A 22762-nucleotide genomic window follows, 5' to 3' on the forward strand; every position below is an offset into this window, starting at 1 on the left:
ACCGAGTTGCGGTGCCGGCGATTACGGTGCCGGCGAGCTACGACGCGTCGTCCGCGTCTGTCACGGTATCGATGATTTCGTCGGTCATCTCGTCCCGGCTGAGGTTGGCCTTCACGCCGACTTCTTTGGCGACGGACTGGAGGTCCTCGTAGGACATCACGCCGAGGAAGTCTGTAAGCGTGTCCCGGCGGAGGTCTTCGAGGTCGGCAGCGTCGTAGTTGCTTTCGTCGGTTTCTGCTGTGTCGGTTTCTTCGTCGTCTTCGTCTCCGTCTCCGTCTCTGTCTCCCTCTCCGTCTTCGGCCTCGTCTTCGACCTCGTCCACATCCACGTCCTCGCCGTCAGTTTCGTCCTCACCGGTCTCTTCCCGTTCCTCGTCCGTATCTTCGTCAGCACTCTCCTCATCCTCCTCACCAACCACGCCCTCCAGACTCGTTCCCTCCGTCACCGAGGCCGCGGCTGACTCGACAGAATCGCGCGCAGTACTGTCCGTGAGTGCCGTCTCGACTCCGCGTTTGACCGCCTTCGCGAGTTCTGTGACCAGGCTTTTGAGCGTCGGGCCGCCAATCACACCGCTCTCGTCGGCTGTGTCTGTTTCCGTTTCCGTTTCCGTTTCACGCTCGTCTTCAGCGTCTCCGTCCGCCTCGTCCGCAGCGGCGTCATCGGGCTCGGATTCGAACGCACTCGAGAGCGTCTCGTGTACCTCCGCTCCGACTGAGGCTCCGACGGTGCGTCCGAACTGTTCGCCGAACTGCCGGCCGACCGATTCACCGACCTCGCCGGCGTCGATGCCGTCTTCGATCGAACCGCCGTTGATGAGTTCGGCAACGTCGAGCTGTTCAGTGACCTCCTCGGTGACGAGTTGTTTCAGGTCGGTCTCCTCAGCCATTGGTGTCACCTCGGACGCGATGGGGTGGCCACCAGGGGTTGGCGGAGTACATGCTATTCATCGTCTGTGTCGTCGGTTTCGTCGTCGGTTTCGCTGTCGTCCTCGCTTTCGTTACCACCGTTTTCGTCTTCCTCCTCCTCTTCGCCCGCTTCTTCCTCGCTTTCGTCGTCCTCGTCTTCGCCTTCATCTGAGCCCTCGTCCGCTCCTTCATCCTCGGTTTCCGACTCCGTGCTCTCGTCTTCGCGTTCGTCGTCAGCTTCGTCTTCGTCCTCTTCGTCCTCTTCGTCCTCTTCGTCCTCTTCTGCCGCTTCTTCCTCGTCTTCGCTCTCGTCGTCCGCTTCGGCTTCGTCCTCTTCGTCCTCTTCTGCCGCTTCTTCCTCGTCTTCGTCCTCCTCTTCCTCACCCCGCTTGAGTACCTCATCGAGTGCCATCTCACCGATCATCCGACCTAGGCTCGCCCCAATCTTCCGTCCAACTACCGCACCAATTAGCGCCCCCAGCGACTCACCCAGCGGTTTGTCCTCGTCGATCTCACCCTCCCAGCGCGTCCCCTCGAGAAGCTCGCGCAGGTTGATGTTCTCGACGATTTTTTCGTAATCGATTCGGCTCGTCACTGACTCCGCTGCCGCCTCTACGCCGGTCTCTGACTCTGCTTCTGCATCAGTCTCTGTCTCTGACTCTGCTTCCGTCTCTGTCTCCGTATCTGTCTCGTCACTCATGAGCTTGCCTCCGGCTGTTCCGCATCCGCAGTTTCCTGTCCACCCGATTCATCAGCGTTCGAACCCGAACCCGAACCCGCACCCGCACTTGAACCCGAATCCGTCTGCTCGATGAGCTGTTTGAGCACTTCCCGAACGACAGTCGCAACGAGTTCCTCGATGGGCAGGCCAGGCACGAGTCCGAGGGCTTTCTGTTTCACTGTGTCAGTGGCACTCGAGAGCGAATTGCTCGCTGAATCGGCGAGTCTCGAGAGTGGGCCGTCGGTGTCCTCGCCGTCGTCTTCCTCGTCTTCGGCTGTTTCGTCCGCGCCCTCACCGTTTCCGTCGTCGGACTCACGCTCTGCAGCACCGACACCAGGAAGCCGTCCAACCAACGACTTGAGCCAGCGGATCGGGGTTTTGAGAGCTGCTTTCGCTGCCGAAACCGGCATCCCCAGAGCAGACCGTACTCGTTCTCCCATCGACCCGAGTATCGATCGGAGTTTTTGTGCGGGTTTCGCGAGGAGCGATTTGGCTTTCTCGAGTAGCGCACGGGGTCCGTCCAGAAGGCCGGTCACGGCCGAAAGCAGGTTTCCGAGCAGGTTGTTCTGTCCCGGTCGGGCCGAGACGTCGAGGGTAACTGGGTTCAGGTTGACCTCGAGCCCGAGCAGGTCGAGAAAGAGTCCGTCGAGGTCGAGGTGGAGGACACCGCTCGCGTCGTTGTCCTGATAGACGTCCTCAGCGTCCTCAACGTGGCCGCTGGTGACGGAGTCGTCTTCGCTTTCGTCCGCAGCTTCCTCTGTCCCTCCGTGTTCGGCTTCATCGTCGCTTTCATCGTCTTCGCCTGCTTGTTCGCTTGTTTCGTCCGTTTCGTTCGTTTCGTCTGCTTCACCTGTTTCGCCCGTTTCACTCACTTCGTCCGCTTCGTCCGCTTCGTCTTCCTCACTGGGCCCACCACCTTCCTCACCCTCATCTTCTGCTGCTTCCGTTGCTTCCGCCGCCTCCGCCGAATCGTCACCACCGTCTTCGCGTTCTGTCTCGCCAGACTCGTCCTCACCGCCCGTCTCAGCAGCCTCATCCTCGTCCGCTGTCTCGTCCGCGTCTGTTTCTTCGTCAGTTTCCGCGCGATCACCAGCTGCTTCAGACCCGCTTTCGCCGTTCTCCTCGGCACCCTCAGTCTGGCCGCCGTCGGTTACCAGCCGCTGCCGACGGCGTTCTGAGACTGAGACGGGGGTACGAGGTGACGGCCTCTCGAGTCCGGGTGGGCTATCCCACCCAATACCGTCTCTCTCTGACCCATCTGTCATTATCCGAGAACATAAACGGCAAACAGAACTGTGGTAATTTGCCTTGCGTGTGCACCCGTTTCCGGCAGCTCTGGGATCCGATCTCCCAAAGCTACCGTACACGAGACAGTATCGGAACAGCGAGTTTCACAGCTACGCAGTCAATCGCCGTTACAGCGACTCGAGGAACCGATCGAACGCGCCGCTCCCAGGATGAACGTGTGCGTACGTCCCCAGAGAGTCGTACGCCAGCAGCCCGTCGTGCTCGCCGTCGATCCCCCTTCCGCGAACCGCCTCGAACGCGAACCGTACGTCTGAGTCCACGTCGGCACTCGAGTAGTGGAACTCGTGGCCACGAAGCGTCTCACCGGCGTGGGCGGTGAGGGTGTCGTTGACGGTCTCGAGTTCGATGTGGTCGAGCGCCTGATAGCGGTCGTGCATGGTGACGTCGGCGGGGAGGATGCCAGCCATCTCGTGGGTTGTGGGGTCGGCGTCGGTGTCGGCGTCGGTGTCGGTGTCACCCTCACCAGTGGTCGTCAACGACCGACTCATCGCCATCAACCCACCACACTCGCCGAACACCGGCAAGCCCTCGCTTGCCCGGTCGCCGAGTGCCGTCAGCGTGCCAGCGGACTCGAGTACATCGGCGTGCAGTTCGGGGTAGCCACCGGGGAGGTAGACGCCGTCACAGTCGGGGACAGGGTCGCCGGCGACAGGCGAGAACGTGACGAGGTCGGCGCGCTCGCGAAGGCGCTCGATCGTCGCAGGATACCGGAAGCAGAACGCCGCGTCGCTGGCGACGGCGACAGTCGCGTCGACCGGAGACGCGGATTCGGCCGGCGTCTCGGGTGTAGCGGGTTCGCGGGCGGCCGCGAGGAGTTGGTCGGTGTCGATCGTCTCTGCAGCCTCCCTGAGCGCCGAGCGCGACAGTGCGGCTTCCGACCCCATCTCGAGCCCGAGGTGGCGGTCGGGGATTTCGAGGTCCTCGCGTGGCGGAATGCGGCCGAAGTACTCGAGTTCGTCCGGGAGCGCGTCCTTGATCCCCTGCTCGTGACGGCCGCCGTGGGCGCGCTGGGCGATGATGCCCGCAACGTCGATGTCGCGGCCGATTTCGGCGGCGTACTCGCGGAAGCCGTACGCCGTCGCGGCAACGCTCTCCATCCCGGCTTTGGCGTCGGCGACGAGGACGACGGGCAACTCGAGTGCGGCGGCGACCATGGCGGTACTCGAGACATCGCCGTCGTAGAGGCCCATAACGCCTTCGACGAGGCAGATGTCGGGTTGGTCGGCAGCGTCGGTGTCCGCTGCGCGGGCGCAGTTTCGCCGGACTCCATCCTCGCCGGAGAGCCACAGGTCGAGCGTTCTGGAGGGGCGGCCGGCGATGGCCTCGTGATGGCTTGGGTCGATGAAGTCTGGGCCGGCCTTCGCGGGCTGGACGGATTGTCCTGCGTCGGAGAGCGCCTGCATCGTCGCGAGCGTCGCAACGGTCTTGCCGACGCCGGAGCTGACGCCGCCGAAGACGAGCCCATTCATCGGATTTCCTCGAGACTTCTGTCGACGCTGCGCGTTCGGCTTTCTCGTCCGGTTCCGATCGACGTCGGCCTGCGGGTTGCCATTGTACTTGTCTTCACACAACTGTACTTGAACTCATCGGTGGAACGAGTGCCCAGCGGGTCACACGGACCCTGCAGGGGAGGTAAACCAAATCGGCTAAACAGGAAGTCAGTATCGAGCGGTTCGCATACTCCGGTGTGCCAGCCTGACGAACAGTACGTGCTGGCCGTGTACAACGAGTGAACGGGGACTCTTAGTCAAAGACGGCTTCATACGCGAGCGCCAGAACTACCATCGAAAGAAGCGTTCCAACAACTGCTCCAACCGGACCTGTACCGAGATACTCGGAAGCCGTGACTCCGAGTACGAGCGAAATAGCTCCCAATACCCAGGCTACTCGTGACGGCAAGCGCTTCGACGCAGTAGGAGTTGCCACATCACCAATTGTCCCACGAGATATAATAGTGCTATCCAGATGGACGTTGAGGATGAGTCACCGCGGCAACGTGAGTACGTATGGGACATCCGCACACCGAGGTATCGATGACGACGTATCGGCTACTGCATCGAACTATCGGTGATCCCCTCTCTGGGAACCGCGCTCTGACAGCCGCTACACAGCAAACGCCGAACCGGCGACGAACTTAACGGCACCAATCGGCTAGCAATGAATCTGGACCACTCATGACAGACGACCAGCCCGCAAACGAGACACCGCCCGATGAGACGCCCGCAAACGAATCCACAGCGGCCGACGACAGTCCCGAAGCCAACCTCCGCGAGGCGCTACGCCACCTCGACGCCGCGCGGGACACCGGTGAGCTCCGGAAGACGCACACGGTTGCACTCGAGGAGGTCGCGCGCACGATTACGACGGTCCTTCGAGAGTACGAGACAGACGGGAACCCCGAACAGGACGGATAGCGTGTCTCTGCGGTGACGATTCGGGCGCGTTATGGCCGAGGATCAACACGCCTTTGAGCCCCCTCGCGCGTTATCCGGTAAGTCTACATGACGGGGGACGACGCTGGGGACAGGACACGCGCCGACGGTATCGAGTATGGGGTCGACGACAAGCCACCGCTCGGTGAGTCGGCGGTGCTCGGTATTCAGCACTATCTGACGATGGTTGGAGCGAACATCGCCGTGCCGCTGATTCTGGCCGAGGCGATGGGAATGCCCGAAGAGTTGTGGCCACAGTTCATCGGAACCTTCTTCGTGGTGTCGGGGATCGCGACCCTGGCCCAGACGACGTTCGGGAACCGGTACCCGATCGTGCAGGGCGCACCGTTCTCGATGCTCGCGCCGGCGCTCGCGATTATCGCGGTCGTCACGGCTGGCGGGGTAGCCGGACAGCCCGACTGGCAGGCCGCACTCTTGCAGTTACAGGGCGCGATCATCGTCGCGGCGATTGTCCAGGTCGCGATGGGGTACTTCGGCCTCGTCGGGAAACTACAGCGGTTCCTCTCGCCGGTCGTTATCGCGCCGACGATTGCGCTGATCGGGCTGGCGCTATTCGACGCCGGACAGATCACGTCGCCAGACCAGAGCTGGTGGTTGCTCGGGCTCACCCTGGGCCTCATCCTGCTGTTCTCGCAGTACCTCGATCTCAAGCACAAGGCGTTCCGACTGTATCCGGTGATTCTGGCGATCGCGCTGTCGTGGATCGTCGCCGCAGCGCTGTCGGCGGCTGGTGTAATCGGAATCGACCACCCCGGCCACGTTCCACTTGGGGATGTTACCGAAACCACACTCATCCTGCCGATCGCACCGTTCCAGTGGGGAATTCCTGAACTCACGACGGCGTTTGTCATCGGCATGTTCGCCGGCGTCCTCGCCTCGATCGTCGAGAGTATCGGCGACTACTACGCCGTCGCAAACCTGACCGGGGCCGCCGCACCTAGCGAGAAGCGGATCAACCACGGTATCGGGATGGAGGGACTGATGAACATCTTCTCGGGGATCATGGGCACTGGCGGCTCGACATCCTACTCCGAGAACGTCGGTGCGATCGGACTCACTGGCGTCGCCTCGCGCTACGTCGTTCAGATCGGGGCGCTCGTCATGCTGGTCGTCGGCTTCATCGGTTACTTCGGTCAGCTCATCGCGACGATCCCCGATCCGATCATCGGTGGCCTGTTCATCGCCATGTTCGCCCAGATCGTCGCCGTCGGGATCGGCAACCTTCGCCACGTCGATCTCGAATCCTCGCGCAACGTGTTCGTCATCGGCTTCGCGCTGTTCATCGGCCTCGCGATTCCGGAGTACATGGCTAACTTCGAGACGACGCTTGCCTTCCGCGACGCTGTCGGCATCGAAGCCGCGATCGCGCCACTCGCTACCGCTGACGTCATCACCGCGATCGGACTCGGTGCAGGAATCGAAGCTGCCGCCACCGTCGCCGTCGACACGGTGTTCATCATCGGCTCGACCGGGATGGCAATCGGCGGACTCGCCGCACTGCTACTCGACAATACGATTCCAGGCACCCGCGAGGAACGTGGCCTTACCGAACTGAATCAGCTCACCGAAGAGGATGAGGAGTTCGAATCGTTCTGGGACCGCTGGGTCAGTTCGGACGGCGAACGCGGACAGTAACTCGGTTTTCGTTTCTTTGGCGGTTTGACTGCCAGCTTGTCCGTAAGTCTCCGCACACGTGGTGCACCGGACTCGAGTACAGCCGACACGGATGCGGTTCGGTCCGCCAACTTCAGTCTGTATCGGGGCCAACTTCAGTCTGCATCGGGGGCCTCATGTGGAGATGTGCCGGGCGAATGTGGGTGGCGTGAGGAGTCGGGGACTCGAGTACCGATATTCTGAGCCAGCGGCGCAGGGTCCGTGCGGGTACGCAGTACAAACGGAGGATTGTCTTTCACTAATGGCACTGGCCAGTTGGTCTGCGACCGAGTGGGGTGCAAGAGACAATTCGCTACCGATTGGTCGTGAGGAGAGCTGATACCATAGTACCGAGCCGGCTACTCATCCGCAATAATAATTTCTTCAGACTCTTCCTGCTCGCACTCTTGAATTGCTTCTTTGACGTCTTCTTGTGTCGCTTCTTCCATCCTGTACCCTCTTTGGCGCTAGCATTCGACTCTGGGAGTGTAAAACAGCACTAGCGTATTCTCATCGAGAAAATACCCTCGTTCGTTTTGGAAGGGGTGACGCCAGGGTGATGCGGTGTCCTCGATCTTCCAACGGACTCACTCTATCCCGTGCAGTTCTCGGTGTGCCTGCAAGGCGTCCGAAGACGGCTGCTTCGCTGGCTCTTGGGGGACAGCGAGTTGTGTTCCCTCGAGTGTCCGAATTTCCTCGGGGGCCGTCTCGTCAGTTCGGTCGTTCAGGATGATCTCACGGTCGCTCGTCACTGCGAACCAGCCTGTATCGAACGCCCAGTGGTGGAGTCGGCACAGTGCGAGTCCGTTGTGGACCCTGTCTATGCCGCCTTCGGCTTTTGGAAAGATATGGGCTGCTTCGACCTCTGGGCTGCCGTCCGGTGATCGCCGCGCTGCACCGCACGCCGCACACGTGTCGTCGTAGGCATGCTTGACCTGCTTGGCAAACGCCGATGACCGTGTGAGTCGTGTCGTTCGTTCGCGCTCCGTTGTGTCTGTGAGCGACGGGCCGTCGTCTGCAGCCATCACAACTGTCGCTTGGGCGTCGGTGTACTCGTCCCAACCCGCAATTCCAAGCTTTTGCATCTCGAACCGGTAGACCATCCGTTCGCCGTCGTTCACGTACGTGTGGTCCACGACGTTGACGAGTCCCTCGTACTCGTACGCATCCACGCCCTCTACGCTGGTGAAAAAGTAGATCGGAATGAGTTCGTGGGTCGCCTCCTTCAACGCACGATTGGCGGCTGTCTCCAGCTGGTCGCCCTTCTCGGGGACCCCTCGCCAATGTAGCGAAATTGGTCGCCATGCCCGATACGGTCGTCGTAGATCTCGCCCTCGTTCGACAGCAAAATTATGTATCAGTAGTTGGTAATACGGTTTCTTTATTCAGTATGGGACGTGAAACTCGCGTTCAGTATAGGCAAACTACCTTCCTATTCAAAGAAGTTATCAACTCGTCCTATCAAAAACCCTGAAAGCGTAATTAGAATACTTCCCCACATCAACATAACCATCTCACCCTCTGCTGCAGGGGCTAATTCCTGAATGATTGCCACTGTTCCGGCAATAACGGCTATTTGTAGACCAAGAATACCGACAAGAATTTTGTCAGAGGCCATAGAGTGAATGATACGAGGATTGATGTAAATGTCTTGCGGGAATCGGTCAGTTCGCACACGTAGTTACCGAACAGCCGATTCAGTTTCAGGGCCGATTCTGAATAAAGAAATCGCGCTACTATCTACTGGTATCTGTGGTCGTCCGCCCGGCGAAGATTGATCCCCTTGATCTGATAGCCGAAGTTCGTGGTGAATACGCTCTCCAGTTCCGCCTGTGTGACTGTCTGGTGCAACTCGAGTTCAAACTCCCCTGGGCAACCCATTGTCTGAATTGACTGTCTTCGTCAGGGGAACCCTAAAGCTGCTGGCATCAGTCTGTCCCCCGTCGATTTTGTCTTGGTCTCAGACATCAATTCTAGCGAAAGGGCACTGTCTAGTTGAGTTAGTTTGAGAAGTGAGCAGGTCGTTGAGTTAATTTGGAATGAAGCTCGCAGACCTGCCCAGCGAGAGCTACGACGCGGATTTAGAAGAAACTTGGGAGAACGAACGGACGGCAACGCCCGTCAGGGCGTTTGCCGTCCGCCTCCACGCCACCGGTTGTTCGCTTCGGGAGACAACAACGATTCTTGCCGAATTAGGCGTTGAACGCTCTCATGGAGCGGTTTGAAACTGGGTACATCGGCTGGCTGACAGCGTCCCTGACCCGCCGAGGGCGAAGCCCTCGCGGGTCGCGGTTGACGAGACCGCTGTCAAAATTAACGGCGAATGGTCTTGGCTGTACGCTGCAATAGACCTCGATACAAAGTTGATTCTCGACGCCCAGCTGTTCGGTCGCCACGGCACCGATCCGGCCGCTGCGTTCCTGCATGGACTCCGCGAGAAACACGATCTCTCAGAAGTGGTGTTTCTCGTTGATCAGTTTGGGTATCGGACTGCCATTGCTCGATTAGGATTGAACGGTCGGGTTGACTACACCGACCGAAACCTCATCGAAAAGTGGTTTCACACCTTCAAAATGCGCGTCGACCGTTTCCATAACTCATGGGTGGGCAGTCGGCGGGGCGCTCGCAAGTGGGTTGAACAATTCGTGCATTACTACAACCGTCAGAGACCGCATCAATCGCTCGACGGACGAACACCAGCTGAGGAGGTGCTAAACTAGACAGTGCCGTAACAACAAATGGGAAAGAGCACTGAAAGGTATATTATTGTGGCTATCGTCTATGAGACCCACTCTGTTTCACATTCTACGCTATTGATTGTGAGTCCTGGAATGTCTTCACCCCCAAGATCTCCTCCCCAGTCTGAGTCTGAGCCCACACCAGCCCTTGAATATGAGAGGCCGTATGCTTGAGCAGATGTTGCTGTTGCGATGAGTACTCGATAGTGGGTTTTTGGTTCAAGCAGGAACCCAGTTGCGCCACCAACTGTGAGAGTACCATCGTCTGTTACGACCTTTTCGTCGAGCCCGTCATTGTCAGCATATTCGAAGATTTCGTGTTGGTATTCTGGATCTGGGTCTTCGGGAAAAGTCCCATCGTCTTGCTCTTTTACTACAGATACTGTGCCAGCCACACCTGCATTGGCTCCCGTTATGGCTCCGAGAGCTAGTGTTCCGATTGTCCAAGCGACTTTAGCCCAGTTCTGAGGAGTGACCGTATCGTCGATGGGCACTTCACCTTTCCTCTCGTTGTCTGTCTCCTCCGAAGTATCGGTTGATTCACCTGCTGAAAAGGGATCAGTGGCATCAACTACACCGTATTGAGCACGGTATTCCCAGTCTATTTCCATAGTCAGGTCCGCCTTTTGAGTTGGTGCCGCGTTATAGATATCAATATAGGAGGCGGAAATGGCTGCGGCAGAGGGATTGGATCCACCTGAAGAGGATACCGCTTTGAGGCTGTACCCATCATCTCCAATATAGTAGTTTGCTGTCGAATTATTGGGGTCGCAAGTGTAGTAGGCCCCCATACTAGTGTTCGGTATCTCTTGTTCGGAAATGAGTGCGTAGGTATTTCGTGGTTCTTCAGAAACTTCTAATTCTAGGTCGCACATACTTTCTGGTGTTACAGGTTCCCGCTCTTCGTTGTCGGCATTGGTTGTTCCAATAAGCATCCCGCTCCCTAAACCTGCTACACCGACTGTCTGTAGGACTTTTCTCCGATTAATTCTTGAGAATCTTTTATTGGTTGGTGGCATCATTTTTCACCATCTAACATACTTTCACCATTTGTATTAACTTTAACTATCAAGAATGTCGCCATCACATGAGTGTCTGCACCTACCCTGGCTGATTAATCACTTCCTGGGGATATAATCATATCTGGTCCTTTATGTTATCGAAGAAATAGAGGAGTAGAGCTCCTGTTATTATTAGAGAGGTTGAAAACCAAAGTGGTGTTCCTCCCCCTGTTAGGATGTTGCCTAGGATTGCAAATCCGTATAGAAACAGTACTATTCCAATAAGCCAGATACCGAAAACTGCTGTTTCTTTGATTGCCAGATTCATCGGTTAGTTATGGTTGGGTGATTTTCATTATGAGGTTTTTGGTCGACTCAAAAAATCCATCTTGTGAACCAAGTACAGATGAGATTGTTTGGTGAGACTAGTTCGTCTGATGTAATAGTCTTGTTGAGTATCACACGTTCGATAGACTGACTGGGTTAGTAGTGGATTGTTAACAACAGCTTCAGAGTGTTTTCCCCTGTTCTTTTTTGTTCACTCGATTGTAAACTACATGTCGCATATCAAGGGTCTGGCCGAGCTAATGGAGATACCTCTATGATAAGCACGCCTTTGTTCCAGCAATAGAGCAACCGAACCGTCTATTTAGACGGCACTGTCTAGTTGAGTTAGTTTGAGAAGTGAGCAGGTCGTTGAGTTAATTTGGAATGAAGCTCGCAGACCTGCTCAGCGAGAGCTACGACGCGGATTTAGAAGGAACTTGGGAGAACGAACGGACGGCAACGCCCGTCAGGGCGTTTGCCGTCCGCCTCCACGCCACCGGTTGTTCGCTTCGGGAGACAACAACGATTCTTGCCGAATTAGGCGTTGAACGCTCTCATGGAGCGGTTTGAAACTGGGTACATCGGCTGGCTGACAGCGTCCCTGACCCGCCGAGGGCGAAGCCCTCGCGGGTCGCGGTTGACGAGACCGCTGTCAAAATTAACGGCGAATGGTCTTGGCTGTACGCTGCAATAGACCTCGATACAAAGTTGATTCTCGACGCCCAGCTGTTCGGTCGCCACGGCACCGATCCGGCCGCTGCGTTCCTGCATGGACTCCGCGAGAAACACGATCTCTCAGAAGTGGTGTTTCTCGTTGATCAGTTTGGGTATCGGACTGCCATTGCTCGATTAGGATTGAACGGTCGGGTTGACTACACCGACCGATACCTCATCGAAAGGTGGTTTCATACCTTCAAAATGCGCGTCGACCGTTTCCATAACTCATGGGTGGGCAGTCGGCGGGGCGCTCGCAAGTGGATTGAACAATTCGTGCATTACTATAACCGTCAGAGACCGCATCAATCGCTCGATGGACGAACACCAGCTGAGGAGGTGCTAAACTAGACAGTGCCAGCGAAAGAATAAATTCATTCCACTGAGGTATTTAGCCATTGATGGTATCACAGGAATCACTCAACAGACTCAAGCCGTTTATCGACGAGGGCGAGACGACGATCGATGGCTACTCCACCAGCCACGAAATCGGTGTCCTCACCGACCGCCAACTGCTCAGCCTCGAAGTACGTGGCCGAGAGAACACCACGACGGTGGTCGACACAACGTACCTCGACCAGCTCGGTGGCGTCTCGATCGAACACAATACGACTCCCGACTTCCATCAGGACAAACTCCTCTCCGGTATCGTCTCGCTGACCGTCGCACTCATCTCGTTGGCCCTTTTCGGCACGATCGACGCGGAGGCACCTGCGGCAGTCCTCCTGCTCGTCGGCCTCGGCGTCGGCGTCCTGAGTCTAGTCCTGTTCGCAGAAGCGTTCAACACACCCGAGGATACGGTTCACATCCAGCTACAGACCGATACCGGAGAGATCGCCTGGCAGGCCCGGCTCGATGAGGAGTATCTCGAGTTCGCTGAAACACTCTCGCGAACAGTCAGTTCGGCCCACGCGACAGCAGAATCCGTGACCCGGACGGTTGGCCGGTATTGACCTCCTCCCGCGCCTAAAGTCGCGGGAATCCCACCATGGGATTTCAGGCCGAGCGAAGTGGCCTGTTGGTTTCAAGACGCATTCGTTCCATGCGTCACCTGCTGGGGTTCAGCATCGGCATGGCTGTCTTGTGGCCCGGTCAATGAGGCCCCATCCGTAGCCGAGTCATCGTCACCAGCCTTCTGCCGGGAAGTCCGGTCGCTTTGGCGGTGGCTCTCTCCACTACGGTAGCGGTCTGCGATATTCATCGCCCCGTTCACGTCAGCCTGGTATTCTGTGACCCAACAGTCGTCGTTCGAACAGCGGAACGTCGCCTGTCGTGGTCGAGAGCCGACCTTACCACAGGCGTGGCATTCTTTCGACGTGTTCCGGGGATTCACCGTCTCGACGGGAATCCCCTTCTCGGCGGCTTTGTACCGAATCTGTGCGTGGAGCTTCGCAAAGCCCCATCCATGTAACCGCCGGTTCATGTACGCGCCGTAGTCCATGTTCTCGCGGATGTACGTCAGGTCTTCCAGTACCAGCACCGGGTTCTCGACGGACTCGGCGTATTCAACGACCTCGCGAGTTACCCGGTGGACCACGTGGTCAATCCGGTTCCACAGCGATTCGCCGTAGGACTCCGCGATTCGCTCACTGCCACGTCTCTGAAGCCGTCGCTTGGCGGTGAAGTAGGTTTTGCGGAGCCTCCGGACGGTTTTGCCGTCGTTGGCCCACAGTTTGGGGCGAACCGGAGAGCCACTCTCATCGCGGTGACACACCGTGACGAGACTCGCTTCTCCGATGTCGACGCCGATCGGCGTCCTGTCGAGCCCAACGAGACAGGGCTCGCCAGACGAGTCTGGCGGGGTCCGCTCGTTGGCAGACGTCGCAGATTGTTCCTCTACGTCGCGGGTGGCGGTGATGTGGAGATACCACGTCCCATCCCGCTCGAGGAGCCGACTTTCACCCATCTCGACATCACCAGCATACACTGCTTCCAGCCAATCCCGCTGGTCTGGATTGGCGTGTGCCGGGATCCAGAGGTGGTAATCGTCGTGATGGGGAATTTTGATGTACCACTCGAGGGAGTTCTGTGGCTTGTGGTCGAGTTGAACACCTTCGTTGGTAAACTTCACCGGATGGTCGTCGTGAAGTTCGTCGGTATCGTAGCTGCCGCCACAGAGTTGCGGGACGTACTGCTTGAGGGCGTTTTTAGCGTAGCCGGAAAGGTCGTACTCGACAACAATGTCGTTTGTGGCTGACTGGGTGGTGCAGTCGGCGTCGAAGGCTGCCTGAAGTGCCTGCTGATATGCCTCACGAGTCTCACAGAGCTTGCGCTCCTTGTGAGCATTGGGGTCGACGAGGCGCAACTCGAGCGTCTTCGTGACTTCAGGCATCCGTTCTGTACCCATCAATACGGCACAGGACACGATATACGTCAGCCATGCGGAGTGAAAGTAAAGGATGGAAATCCACCGCAGCGTCACTCCGAAAACGGACAATCACTGCCTATCGCTCGACCTGCGCCTGAAGACGCAGGTATGCGCTAGCAATCTGTATCAACTGTAGACGTTGACCACCCGCACTCGCGGAGGCGCGAGCCAGAGACCAGCCACAAACGCAGATACGCAGACACGCAGACACGCAGACACGCAGACACAGACGGCCAGCGATGTCACGCACACCCACTCGAGCGTTTCACGGTGAACGATCGAACGCTTACCTCTCCTGGCTAGCGATCGCAGTGGTACTGTTCCTCGGAATTCGAGCACTCCGTGCCGGCCTCGTTCACGAAATGTTGTTCGCCGCGACCGTCGTCACTGTCGCGCTCGTCCCCGCCGTCGTACTCGAGTCGAAACGTGCTTCACTCCCGTGGGAAGTGACAGGTATCGCAGTCGTGCCGCTGCTGGTGGCTGTGTTCGCACCTGACCTCTGGAGTCGACAACTCGTCCTCTACGCCGGTGGGGCGACGATCGCACTCGCGCTCACACTCGAGGTACACGCGCTCACAGAGATCCGTCTCGAGCGAGGACTCGCCATCGCGTTCGTCACGATGGTGGCTGCGTCGATCGCGGCAACGTGGGCAACGCTCACGTGGGTACAAGACATCGTCGCGGGCACGGCCGTTCTCGCGAGTAATACGGAGGTGATGTGGCTTTTGATCGCTGCAACGGTCGCTGGGCTCGTTGCGGGGATCTGTTTCGATCTGTACTATCGACACTTCCCCGGTGAGGAGCTCGTATCGGCGCCTATCGACGGCATCGAGGAAGACGTGTTCGCGATCAAAGCCGACATCGACGGCCAGCCGCCACTCGAGGAACGGCTTCCGCTCTCCAGGCGTGTACAGTATGGACTCGTTCAGCTGTTGCGCCTCGGCATGGTTGCGATACTTGGCTACGGTGTGAGTGTGTTCGATGTCGGTGCTGTCTCCAACGCGGCTGCGATGCTCGCGGTCACGTTCGTGCCAACGGTCCTGCGCCGACGATATGACGTGCCGTTCGACACCGGCCTCGTACTCTGGATCACGGTGGTCGTCTTTATGCACTCGATCGGTTCGTTCTATATCTACGATCGTTCGTTCTGGTGGCACAATCTCACGCACCCGCTTTCAGCAACGCTCGTGGGTGCGATCGGATACGTTGCAATCCGGGTTCTCGACGAACACCGTGACGAGGTTCATCTGCCACCAGGGCTGACACCGGGTTTTGTCGTGATTTTCGTGCTTTCGTTCGGCGTCTTCTGGGAAATCGGCGAGTTCGGGTTCGATGTCGTTGCCGGCCGTACCGGACTCGAGATGCCCCTGGCCCAGCACGGTCTCGACGATACGATGACAGATATCGTGTTTAATACGATCGGTGCGATCGTTGTCGCACGCTGGGGGCTGCCGTATCTCACCGACGTTACAGACGCTGTGACGGATCGTCTCGACGGATGGTCGGTATGTAACCACTGAGATGATGGGGGACGGCGAACCCAACGCGGGGCGAGGACGTTCGAAGATGGGAGCCAAATACCTGGATCACAGAGGCACCTTCCCTGACACCTGGATCAGAGATCGTCTCCGTCGCGAACAACCAGTGTATAAAGTCCGCTACTGTTCGTGGTCCGCTATTGCAGGCAGCGTAAGCGAGAACGTTGCTCCCTCGCCCGGCTCGGAATCGATCCACATCTTCCCGCCATGACGCTCAACGATGCGCTGGCAGAGTGCCAGTCCAAGGCCTGTTCCGTCGTACTCGTCACGGCTGTGTAACCGATTGAAAATATCGAACACGCGGTCCTGATTCTCTGGTTCGATACCAATCCCGTTGTCGTGAACCGAGAGCACCCACTCGTGCTTTCGACGCTCTGCATCGAGGTAAATACGGGGCGTTGCATCCCCGCTATAGGTGATGGCGTTTTCCAGCAGATTCTGCAGCACCTGCCGAAGCTGGTCGCCGTCGCCTTCCACGCAGGGGAGGGGTTCTGCAGTAATTGTGGTGTCGGTGTCTTCGATCTGTAGCTGTAGATCCTCACGCACGTCATCAAGGACCGTCTCTAACTCGACCGGTTCGAGTGGATCACCGCGAGTTTCGACGCGGGAGTACGCGAGCAGGCCATCGATCATCCGGCGCATTCGATCCGCGCCATCGACGGCGAACTCAAGGAACTCCTCGCCGTCCTCGTCGAACTCCTCGCCGTAGCGCTGTTCGATCAACTGGAGATAGCTCGAGACCATTCGCAGCGGCTCCTGTAAGTCGTGCGAGGCAGCGTAGGCAAACTGCTCGAGTCGCTTATTCGATTCCCGCAATGCGCTTTCGCGGTGCTCCCGTTCGATCTCGTAACTCACCCACTGCCCCATCAACTCGAGGAAGGTGTGCTCGGTCTCTGTGAACTCGTGGTCTCGGGGCTCAGTACTCCCGACCCATAGTGTCCCATACGGCGTTGTGCCGTTCATCACCTTCGTGCCAAGATAGCACGATAAGCCGTACTCCTGATAGATCTTGTCATCCTCCCAGTCGGTGCCGCGAACGTCTGCCATTCCGACCGGCTCGTCACTCTCGATGGCCTGCCGACAGTAACACCCGTCACCGGGATCGGTCCACAAGGTATCAGAGTCGTCGACCATGTCACCCCAGTACCCGATCGTGAAGTCGTTTCGGAACCGGTCGTCCCACGAGGGCAGATGAGTCAGTCCGGCCGTCTCGAGTCCCATCCACTCGCGGCCGAACTCGAGTAACTGCTCGAGTTTCGTCTCGAACGCGAGGTCGGGGTCTGCCGTGATCTGGTAACTCTCCTGCAGGAACTCCTCGCGTTGCTGGCGCTCAAGTTCGTACTCGATCCACTGTCCCATCAGGTCGAGGTACGTCCGCTCGGCGTCGGTGTACGGCTTCTCGCGGGGTGTCTGACTCGCGAAACAGAGTGTGCCGTACTCCTCGCCGCTGACGTGGACGGCTGTCGCGAAGTACGCGTCCAGTCCAAACCGCTCGTAGGCACGGTCGGTGGTCCAGCCCACCTCGGCGGCGTCCGTCACGGCGATCCGGCCGGGTGCCGCGAGCAATTTCTCACAGTATGTGTCAGACAGTGAGTCTGTGCTGCCCGCTGTGATCTGGTCGTGATCGCCGACCGCTTCGACGATGTCGTACATCCCGTCAGCGGTTGTCTGGGCGAAATAGCCGATCTCGAGACCGAATCGCTCGCTACCCAACTCGAGCAGGCCACGGACCTTCGTCTCGAACAACCGATCTGAATCAGCCGTCACCTCGTAGAGGTCCTTCAGGAATTGCTCGCGCTGTTGGAGTTCTACCTTTGCTGTTGTCCGCTCACGGAGCGTCTGGAGCATGCGCTCGTTTTCGCGAACAGGCGCGTTGTCGCCGAAGAGTTCCTCAGGTGGCGTATAGTAGAAGTTGTGACATGCTGCGCCGTTGTAGATGAGATGCGGATGGGTTCGGATAACGTTCTGGATCAGCTCTGGATCGAACAGTTCGCGGTCGTACTGGCAGATGGCAAGGACATCCTCGTGATTGAAAAGATCGTTAATTTTCGACTCGTACTCCATTAATTGTTCAATCGTCGTCTCGTCTTCCTTGATCCACGACATCTCGGCGACGAGACGGAGTGCCTCGAATTCCTCGGTGGCCTCCGAGGTCGCATCGGCATAGAACTGGATCATCTCGTGCTGGTCGAACGTCCCGCTTCGGAGGTAGGTTTCAGCAACGGTGTAGAACTCCAGCGCGCCCGACTCAAGCGCGGCATCGACATCAATTCCAGCAGTGCGCAGTGTTTGCTGGACCTCGGCTTCGGTGCTCTGATCGACAACGTAGGCGATGCGCTCGCCGCGCTCGAGGCCGTGGCGGACGAACGGTACAGCGGCTTCGAACTTCTCGCTGGACGTCTCGTAGATGTGTGCGAAGTGATCGTTGCAGTCGTGACCGTCGAGTGCTTCGACCGGACCGCTGAACTCTCGGCTCTGCTGGAACGCTTCAAGCCCGGTCTCGAGGGTCACAGCGTCACTGGCCACGTCGGTTGGAGAGACGTTTTGACTCATGTATCACCCACTGTTCGCTGTCGCAGATACTTGCTCTCGCCCACAACGACAAGCCTCGATTAAACTGGCATCGAACGCGAGAAGGGGACGAACGACGGCTTCCGCGGTTAGAGTCGCTGGTTCAGTCATCGCTAATACAGTCATTACCGAATCGAGATTAGCGAGAGGGAAAAGGTTGTTGTATATTATTCCATAGTACAAAATCTAGAAATATTCAGCTGGGATACGGTCTGGCCAGGCCACAGTATTCTCCTGTACCGTGTCGCACTTCGCTTCGCTCGGCGTTCTCTCCTTAAATCCTACGCGAAATCCTACACGATCTAGTAACTGTGGCTCACGAAGTTGTTCGCGACAGAAACGTGGGCGCTACAGGATTTGAACCCGTGACAGCTTGGTCCGAAGCCAAGTACTCTGTCCAGACTGAGCTAAGCGCCCGCACCCTTCCGTATCCGTCGACCTCCTATAAGTCACTCGATTTTCACCGATTCAGACAGACACCACCATACCTCTCCAACACACCCCCTCACTCGAGTCGCTTCGGGTATTCCCAGTCCGTGAAAACCACCGCGACTTGTCTTTATCTGTGAGCCAAAGGGGGAATGATGACCGCACACGAGTACACGGCCACCGACGAGCCGCCCTTTTCCGAAACCGATGCACTCGAGTTGCATCACACCGAGCCGGGGATGGTGACGGTGGTGCCGGCGGATGCGAGTGAAGTCGAGCGAGCCGAGGCGTGGTTGGCGGTGTCGGAGTCGGTGTGCTGTGAACTCGAGCAGTGGCGGTAAGTCAGGCTCGTAGACAGGGTGTCGATATCGTGTTCCGACGTGATGGTGTGCCACCGACACGAGTCGGTCACCGTTGTCGTTGTACCGGCGGGCTGACGACAGTGAACTACCCCACCCTACTCGCTCACGGCTGACGCCGTTCGCTCCTTGAGGGCGGGGCTTCCTGTTTCCACGACGCGCTTTGCAGATACAGGTGTATCCACAGGGAACGCAGTCTCCACAGGCGTTCGAAAATCGCTGTGCGATTTTCGCAGCCCATCAGAATCGCAAAGCGATTCTGAGGACGTTGATTCGGAGCGTCCCGCTCCTAACCGCTCTTTGACACCGCGAGAAAGGATGTTCCACGCCGCGTTCGCGTCTCTATCTGCCTCGAACCCGCAGGAAGGGCAGGAGTGTTCGCGCACCCACAGCGGTTTCTCGGTCGAAACGCCGCAGGACGCACACTCCTTGGTCGTCCCTGCTGGTTCGACTGCCACGAAGTGCGTCCCCTCTTGCTTGCACTTGTATTCGAGCATCCGCAGGAACGTCCCCCACGCCGCACCTGCCCGATTTCGAGAGTTGCCCGGGAGTTCGACCAATCCCTTCGCATCTAAGTCCTCCACAGCCACGAGGTCGCACTCTCTCGCGTAGTAGTTCGAGAGTTTGTGCAAGAAGTCTCGGCGCTTGTTCTTCAGCACGGCGTGGCGTTCGGCCACGACACGGCGCTGTTTCTCCCAGTTGTTCGAGCCGTGTTCCTTCCGCGAGAGGTCGCGCTGTGCGCGTTCCAACCGCTCTCGCTCGTCGGACAGGTCGAGGGATTCGACGGCGGTTCCGTCGGTGTCGTGGGTGTACTTGAGAATCCCTACGTCAATACCGACGCACCGCTCAGGATTCTCGGGCTTCTCCGGTGGGTCGTCCGGGGTTTCGACGCCGAGGATAGCGTACCACTTGCCGGTCGGTTCCTGTTTGACTGTGACGGTCTTGACTTCGGCGTCGTCGGGCAGGTTGCGGTGGAAGGTGAGCGGGATTTCACCGAGTTTCGAGAGCCACAGCCGCGTCCGACCGCTCGTGTTCTTGAGCTTGAAGCCGGATTGACTGTAGGTGAAACTGCGGTACTCGCCCGGAGCCTTCCGCTTGAGCGTCCCGACGCGGTAGCCGTTCTCTTTCCGACCGCGAAGCGTCGAGAGGTTGTCGTACAGCCGTTGTACGACCTTCTGTAGTACCTTCGAGTGGACTTGTTTCAGTTCGCTCCACCACTTCTTGAGGCTCGGTAGGAGTTTCTGCTCGGAGTACGCCGAGGTGTCGCTGGTTCGGTTGAGTCGGTGGAGGAAGTGGTTGTAGACCTGTCTACAGGTATCGACAGTCCACGCTAACTGTTCTTCGAGAGCATCGGACGGTCGGAGCCGATACCTGTAGTTGTAGTTCATCTACGAACGTTCTTCGATGAGTTCGTCGAGTTTTCCGCGAACGAACGACGAGAGGTTGAGGTGGTTCTCCTCGACCCATTCGGCTTGGTCTTCGCGGATGGTGATGTTCTTCCGTCTCACGACATGCGCACTATGCGCACTTGTGCGTATAGTTGTTGCGATTGCGTGGGCCTGTGTGCTGGGCATCGAACGTGTTTGATACTCGTGCGGCGCTGTATCCCCTCCCTACTCGCTCGCTCCGCTCGTTCGTTGAGGAAGGGGCCTTAGCGCCTCAATTCAGGTAAATAGCAACTCACGAGCGAAGTGATCGTTGCAGACGCCGCTGTGATTGTTCGTGGATGCTGGCACCCGGCTCGAAATAGTATGGTGACACTTTCTGGGACGCGGACCGTACCGTTTAACCGGCCTGCCTGAGCACTCCCGCCCAATGACAGCGGGGGAGACGATTCGCGGGTTGCTCGAGTTGACACGACCGGTGAACGTGCTGGCCGCGAGCGTGTTGACGTTCATCGGCGCGTTCGTCGCTGGTGGCGTTGGCTCGTATCCGCTGCAGACGGGCGCGGCAGTCGCCGCGACCGGGCTGGCGGTCGGTGCAGGGAACGCGATCAACGACTACTTCGACCGGGAAATCGACCGGATCAACCAGCCCGGGCGGGCGATCCCCCGCGGCGCGGTGAGTCCGCGCGGCGCGCTCGTGTTCAGTATCGTGCTCTTCGCCGCCGCAGTCGGCCTCGCACTCACCCTTCCCCTGGAAGCACTCGCCATCGCCGGGATCAACCTGGTTGCGTTGGTGGCCTACACGGAGTACTTCAAGGGCTTGCCCGGTCTCGGGAACGCGCTCGTGGCCTACCTCGTCGGGAGTACCTTCCTCTTTGGTGCGGCGGCGGTCGGCGAGATTGGCCCCGCAGTCGTCCTCTTCGCGCTCGCGGCAATCGCGACGCTCACCCGCGAGATTATCAAGGATGTCGAGGACATCGAGGGCGACCGCGAGGAGGGGCTGAACACCCTTCCGATCGCCATCGGCGAGCGTCAGTCGCTGTACATCGCAACTATCTTGCTCGTGATCGGTGTCGCCGCGAGTCCACTGCCGTACGTGCTCGGCTACTTCGAACTCGAGTACCTCCTTGTCGTGCTCCCGGCGAACGCGATCATGATCGTGGCGGTCTACGAGAGTTTCGAGGACCCTACGATTGGGCAAACCCACCTGAAGTACGGCACCTTTCTCGCGGCGCTGGCGTTTATCGTGGGGCGGGCGGCACTCGAAGTCAACGTGCTCTGAGCTGACTGGGGTGCGTGTACCATGTGCCGGCAGGATGGGAACAGCCACAGCCACAGCCACAGCCACAGCCACACAAGGACCGAACGAGGAGGCGAGCACGGCGAATCATACAACTGCCTGGAGTCGGTACAGCAGGGCATGGCATCTCCCGTGGGAATCAGCGAACCGGACGCGCTCCGAGAGATACTCAAGTCCGAGACGATTGCGGTCGTGGGCTGTTCGCGGACGCCGGGGAAGGCGGCCAACGGCGTGCCGGCGTACCTGCTCGAGCAGGGGTACGACGTGATTCCGGTGAATCCGTTCGCGGACGAGATTTTTGGGCGGGAAGCGTTCGAGTCACTCGCAGACGTTGCCGAGCAGTCCGATGTTGACATCGTCTGCGTCTTCCGCCCGAGCGAGGAGGTCGCCGACGTTGTCGAGTCGGTACTCGAGCACGAGGTTGGTGAGGTGATCTGGCTTCAGCAGGGAATCCGCGACGATCAGGCGGCCGAGCGCGCTATGGACGCTGGGTATCGCGTCGTTCAGGACCGGTGTCTCAAGGTCGATCACCGGCGGCTCGCGACCTGAACGAGACCCCAAACGGGCGTCGTGAGCGGAGTGGCAGGTGAAGACGCCAATTGATCAAACACTGAGGGGTACCACCGACAGAGACTTACATACCACCGGACTACACGAGAGACGTACATATGTGTGACCGGTCCGGGAACTGTTCCAACGACGGGGTCTGCCAGCTCGTCTTGCGGAACCGGAAGACGGGCATGGACGTCGTCGAGCACCACTGCAAGGCACATCTCGTCCTCCGGGTGTGGGAGGTCGAGCGCGATGACGAATTCGAGGTCGTCGATGCGACGACGCTTCAGCAGCCCTCGACGGCCGGATAGCGGCTGAGTGCAGCAATCGGCCTTCGGTGGGTGACTGTCGAGGACCTGGATTCACGACGCCTGTCTCTCCCGTGAGAGCAGGTGCTCGTGTTCTGCCCGTGCATCTCGCCCTAGTACACGCGTTCTATT

The 22762-nt window shown here is 58.5% G+C and carries 19 protein-coding genes, 1 tRNA gene and 2 pseudogenes; 10 read left to right on the plus strand and 12 right to left on the minus strand.

The window, feature by feature from the left end; genetic code table 11:
* Window positions 1–37: 37 nt before the first annotated feature.
* From NMAG_RS15320 to NMAG_RS15335, 4 genes are all read right to left on the minus strand, one after another.
* A complete protein-coding gene (locus NMAG_RS15320) occupies window positions 38–886 on the minus strand; it encodes a hypothetical protein (protein ID WP_004214524.1) in 849 nt (282 codons plus the stop codon).
* A 53-nt stretch (window positions 887–939) separates the two neighbouring features.
* Window positions 940–1605, minus strand: a complete 666-nt coding sequence (locus NMAG_RS15325) for a hypothetical protein (RefSeq protein ID WP_004214522.1) — start codon at window positions 1603–1605, stop codon at window positions 940–942.
* Entirely contained in the window at window positions 1602–2891 is a 1290-nt protein-coding gene (locus NMAG_RS15330; protein ID WP_004214520.1) for a hypothetical protein, read from the minus strand. Before NMAG_RS15330 ends, NMAG_RS15325 begins: the two co-directional genes overlap by 4 nt.
* A gap of 150 nt (window positions 2892–3041) precedes the next feature.
* The gene (locus NMAG_RS15335; RefSeq protein ID WP_004214519.1) at window positions 3042–4403 is read right to left on the minus strand and encodes a cobyrinic acid a,c-diamide synthase; all 1362 of its coding nucleotides are present in this window, start codon (window positions 4401–4403) and stop codon (window positions 3042–3044) included.
* Window positions 4404–5108: 705 nt separating this feature from the next.
* Between NMAG_RS15335 and NMAG_RS15340 the strand changes: the two genes are divergently transcribed.
* Entirely contained in the window at window positions 5109–5348 is a 240-nt protein-coding gene (locus NMAG_RS15340; RefSeq protein WP_004214518.1) for a hypothetical protein, read from the plus strand.
* Window positions 5349–5435: 87 nt separating this feature from the next.
* Window positions 5436–7022, plus strand: coding sequence for a uracil-xanthine permease family protein (locus NMAG_RS15345; protein WP_004214517.1), 1587 nt, complete (start codon window positions 5436–5438; stop codon window positions 7020–7022).
* Between the two features lie 605 nt (window positions 7023–7627).
* On the opposite strand, the gene NMAG_RS15350 is transcribed toward NMAG_RS15345, so the two are convergent.
* Window positions 7628–8269 (minus strand): HNH endonuclease, encoded by a 642-nt coding sequence (locus tag NMAG_RS15350; RefSeq protein WP_004214516.1) that lies wholly within the window; start codon window positions 8267–8269, stop codon window positions 7628–7630.
* Between the two features lie 203 nt (window positions 8270–8472).
* The gene (locus NMAG_RS15355; RefSeq protein ID WP_004214515.1) at window positions 8473–8658 is read right to left on the minus strand and encodes a hypothetical protein; all 186 of its coding nucleotides are present in this window, start codon (window positions 8656–8658) and stop codon (window positions 8473–8475) included.
* A gap of 421 nt (window positions 8659–9079) precedes the next feature.
* Between NMAG_RS15355 and NMAG_RS21065 the strand changes: the two are divergent.
* Window positions 9080–9760, plus strand: a pseudogene (locus tag NMAG_RS21065) (IS6 family transposase).
* A gap of 59 nt (window positions 9761–9819) precedes the next feature.
* Here the strand turns inward: NMAG_RS21065 and NMAG_RS21735 are convergent.
* On the minus strand, window positions 9820–10797 hold the full coding sequence (locus tag NMAG_RS21735) for a hypothetical protein (RefSeq protein WP_148221919.1): 978 nt from the start codon (window positions 10795–10797) through the stop codon (window positions 9820–9822).
* Between the two features lie 118 nt (window positions 10798–10915).
* Window positions 10916–11107: a hypothetical protein gene (locus NMAG_RS21740; protein ID WP_012996790.1), complete on the minus strand. Its 192-nt coding sequence runs from the start codon at window positions 11105–11107 to the stop codon at window positions 10916–10918.
* A gap of 383 nt (window positions 11108–11490) precedes the next feature.
* Between NMAG_RS21740 and NMAG_RS21070 the strand changes: the two are divergent.
* Together NMAG_RS21070 and NMAG_RS15375 are read left to right on the plus strand one after the other, a co-directional pair.
* A pseudogene (locus tag NMAG_RS21070) lies at window positions 11491–12171 on the plus strand (IS6 family transposase).
* Window positions 12172–12221: 50 nt separating this feature from the next.
* On the plus strand, window positions 12222–12773 hold the full coding sequence (locus NMAG_RS15375) for a hypothetical protein (RefSeq protein ID WP_004217568.1): 552 nt from the start codon (window positions 12222–12224) through the stop codon (window positions 12771–12773).
* Between the two features lie 71 nt (window positions 12774–12844).
* Here the strand turns inward: NMAG_RS15375 and NMAG_RS15380 are convergent, their stop codons facing one another.
* Entirely contained in the window at window positions 12845–14152 is a 1308-nt protein-coding gene (locus tag NMAG_RS15380; RefSeq protein ID WP_049939284.1) for an RNA-guided endonuclease TnpB family protein, read from the minus strand.
* Between the two features lie 275 nt (window positions 14153–14427).
* Between NMAG_RS15380 and NMAG_RS15385 the strand changes: the two genes are divergently transcribed.
* Window positions 14428–15708: a hypothetical protein gene (locus NMAG_RS15385; RefSeq protein WP_004216062.1), complete on the plus strand. Its 1281-nt coding sequence runs from the start codon at window positions 14428–14430 to the stop codon at window positions 15706–15708.
* Window positions 15709–15846: 138 nt separating this feature from the next.
* Here NMAG_RS15385 and NMAG_RS15390 read toward each other — a convergent pair whose 3' ends face one another.
* Both NMAG_RS15390 and NMAG_RS15395 read right to left on the minus strand, forming a co-directional pair.
* Window positions 15847–18279, minus strand: a complete 2433-nt coding sequence (locus NMAG_RS15390; RefSeq protein ID WP_004216061.1) for an MEDS domain-containing protein — start codon at window positions 18277–18279, stop codon at window positions 15847–15849.
* 360 nt (window positions 18280–18639) lie between these two features.
* A tRNA-Arg gene (locus tag NMAG_RS15395) sits at window positions 18640–18714 on the minus strand.
* A gap of 167 nt (window positions 18715–18881) precedes the next feature.
* Between NMAG_RS15395 and NMAG_RS15400 the strand changes: the two genes are divergently transcribed.
* A complete protein-coding gene (locus NMAG_RS15400; protein WP_237076793.1) occupies window positions 18882–19067 on the plus strand; it encodes a DUF7511 domain-containing protein in 186 nt (61 codons plus the stop codon).
* 116 nt (window positions 19068–19183) lie between these two features.
* Here NMAG_RS15400 and NMAG_RS15405 read toward each other — a convergent pair whose 3' ends face one another.
* On the minus strand, window positions 19184–20473 hold the full coding sequence (locus tag NMAG_RS15405; protein WP_004216059.1) for an RNA-guided endonuclease InsQ/TnpB family protein: 1290 nt from the start codon (window positions 20471–20473) through the stop codon (window positions 19184–19186).
* A 427-nt stretch (window positions 20474–20900) separates the two neighbouring features.
* On the opposite strand from NMAG_RS15405, the gene NMAG_RS15410 reads away from it, so the two are divergent.
* The 3 genes from NMAG_RS15410 to NMAG_RS15420 all read left to right on the plus strand — a co-directional run bounded on the left by NMAG_RS15410 (window position 20901) and on the right by NMAG_RS15420 (window position 22633).
* Entirely contained in the window at window positions 20901–21752 is an 852-nt protein-coding gene (locus NMAG_RS15410) for a geranylgeranylglycerol-phosphate geranylgeranyltransferase (RefSeq protein ID WP_004216057.1), read from the plus strand.
* A 138-nt stretch (window positions 21753–21890) separates the two neighbouring features.
* Window positions 21891–22319: a CoA-binding protein gene (locus NMAG_RS15415; protein WP_049916358.1), complete on the plus strand. Its 429-nt coding sequence runs from the start codon at window positions 21891–21893 to the stop codon at window positions 22317–22319.
* A 119-nt stretch (window positions 22320–22438) separates the two neighbouring features.
* A complete protein-coding gene (locus NMAG_RS15420) occupies window positions 22439–22633 on the plus strand; it encodes a hypothetical protein (RefSeq protein WP_004216055.1) in 195 nt (64 codons plus the stop codon).
* The last annotated feature ends 129 nt before the right edge of the window (window positions 22634–22762 follow it).

This window comes from Natrialba magadii ATCC 43099, from assembly GCF_000025625.1.
In the GTDB taxonomy this organism is placed as follows: Archaea; Halobacteriota; Halobacteria; order Halobacteriales; family Natrialbaceae; genus Natrialba; species Natrialba magadii.

Excerpts from the sequence above, each read along its gene's own strand:
- NMAG_RS15320 (WP_004214524.1), bottom strand. The coding sequence starts at position 886 with ATGGCTGAGGAGACCGACCTGAAACAACTCGTCACCGAGGAGGTCACT.
- NMAG_RS15325 (WP_004214522.1), bottom strand. The coding sequence starts at position 1,605 with ATGAGTGACGAGACAGATACGGAGACAGAGACGGAAGCAGAGTCAGAG.
- NMAG_RS15330 (WP_004214520.1), bottom strand. The coding sequence starts at position 2,891 with ATGACAGATGGGTCAGAGAGAGACGGTATTGGGTGGGATAGCCCACCC.
- NMAG_RS15335 (WP_004214519.1), bottom strand. The coding sequence starts at position 4,403 with ATGAATGGGCTCGTCTTCGGCGGCGTCAGCTCCGGCGTCGGCAAGACC.
- NMAG_RS15340 (WP_004214518.1), top strand. The coding sequence starts at position 5,109 with ATGACAGACGACCAGCCCGCAAACGAGACACCGCCCGATGAGACGCCC.
- NMAG_RS15345 (WP_004214517.1), top strand. The coding sequence starts at position 5,436 with ATGACGGGGGACGACGCTGGGGACAGGACACGCGCCGACGGTATCGAG.
- NMAG_RS15355 (WP_004214515.1), bottom strand. The coding sequence starts at position 8,658 with ATGGCCTCTGACAAAATTCTTGTCGGTATTCTTGGTCTACAAATAGCC.
- NMAG_RS21735 (WP_148221919.1), bottom strand. The coding sequence starts at position 10,797 with ATGCCACCAACCAATAAAAGATTCTCAAGAATTAATCGGAGAAAAGTC.
- NMAG_RS21740 (WP_012996790.1), bottom strand. The coding sequence starts at position 11,107 with ATGAATCTGGCAATCAAAGAAACAGCAGTTTTCGGTATCTGGCTTATT.
- NMAG_RS15375 (WP_004217568.1), top strand. The coding sequence starts at position 12,222 with ATGGTATCACAGGAATCACTCAACAGACTCAAGCCGTTTATCGACGAG.
- NMAG_RS15380 (WP_049939284.1), bottom strand. The coding sequence starts at position 14,152 with ATGCCTGAAGTCACGAAGACGCTCGAGTTGCGCCTCGTCGACCCCAAT.
- NMAG_RS15385 (WP_004216062.1), top strand. The coding sequence starts at position 14,428 with ATGTCACGCACACCCACTCGAGCGTTTCACGGTGAACGATCGAACGCT.
- NMAG_RS15390 (WP_004216061.1), bottom strand. The coding sequence starts at position 18,279 with ATGAGTCAAAACGTCTCTCCAACCGACGTGGCCAGTGACGCTGTGACC.
- NMAG_RS15400 (WP_237076793.1), top strand. The coding sequence starts at position 18,882 with ATGACCGCACACGAGTACACGGCCACCGACGAGCCGCCCTTTTCCGAA.
- NMAG_RS15405 (WP_004216059.1), bottom strand. The coding sequence starts at position 20,473 with ATGAACTACAACTACAGGTATCGGCTCCGACCGTCCGATGCTCTCGAA.
- NMAG_RS15410 (WP_004216057.1), top strand. The coding sequence starts at position 20,901 with ATGACAGCGGGGGAGACGATTCGCGGGTTGCTCGAGTTGACACGACCG.
- NMAG_RS15415 (WP_049916358.1), top strand. The coding sequence starts at position 21,891 with ATGGCATCTCCCGTGGGAATCAGCGAACCGGACGCGCTCCGAGAGATA.
- NMAG_RS15420 (WP_004216055.1), top strand. The coding sequence starts at position 22,439 with ATGTGTGACCGGTCCGGGAACTGTTCCAACGACGGGGTCTGCCAGCTC.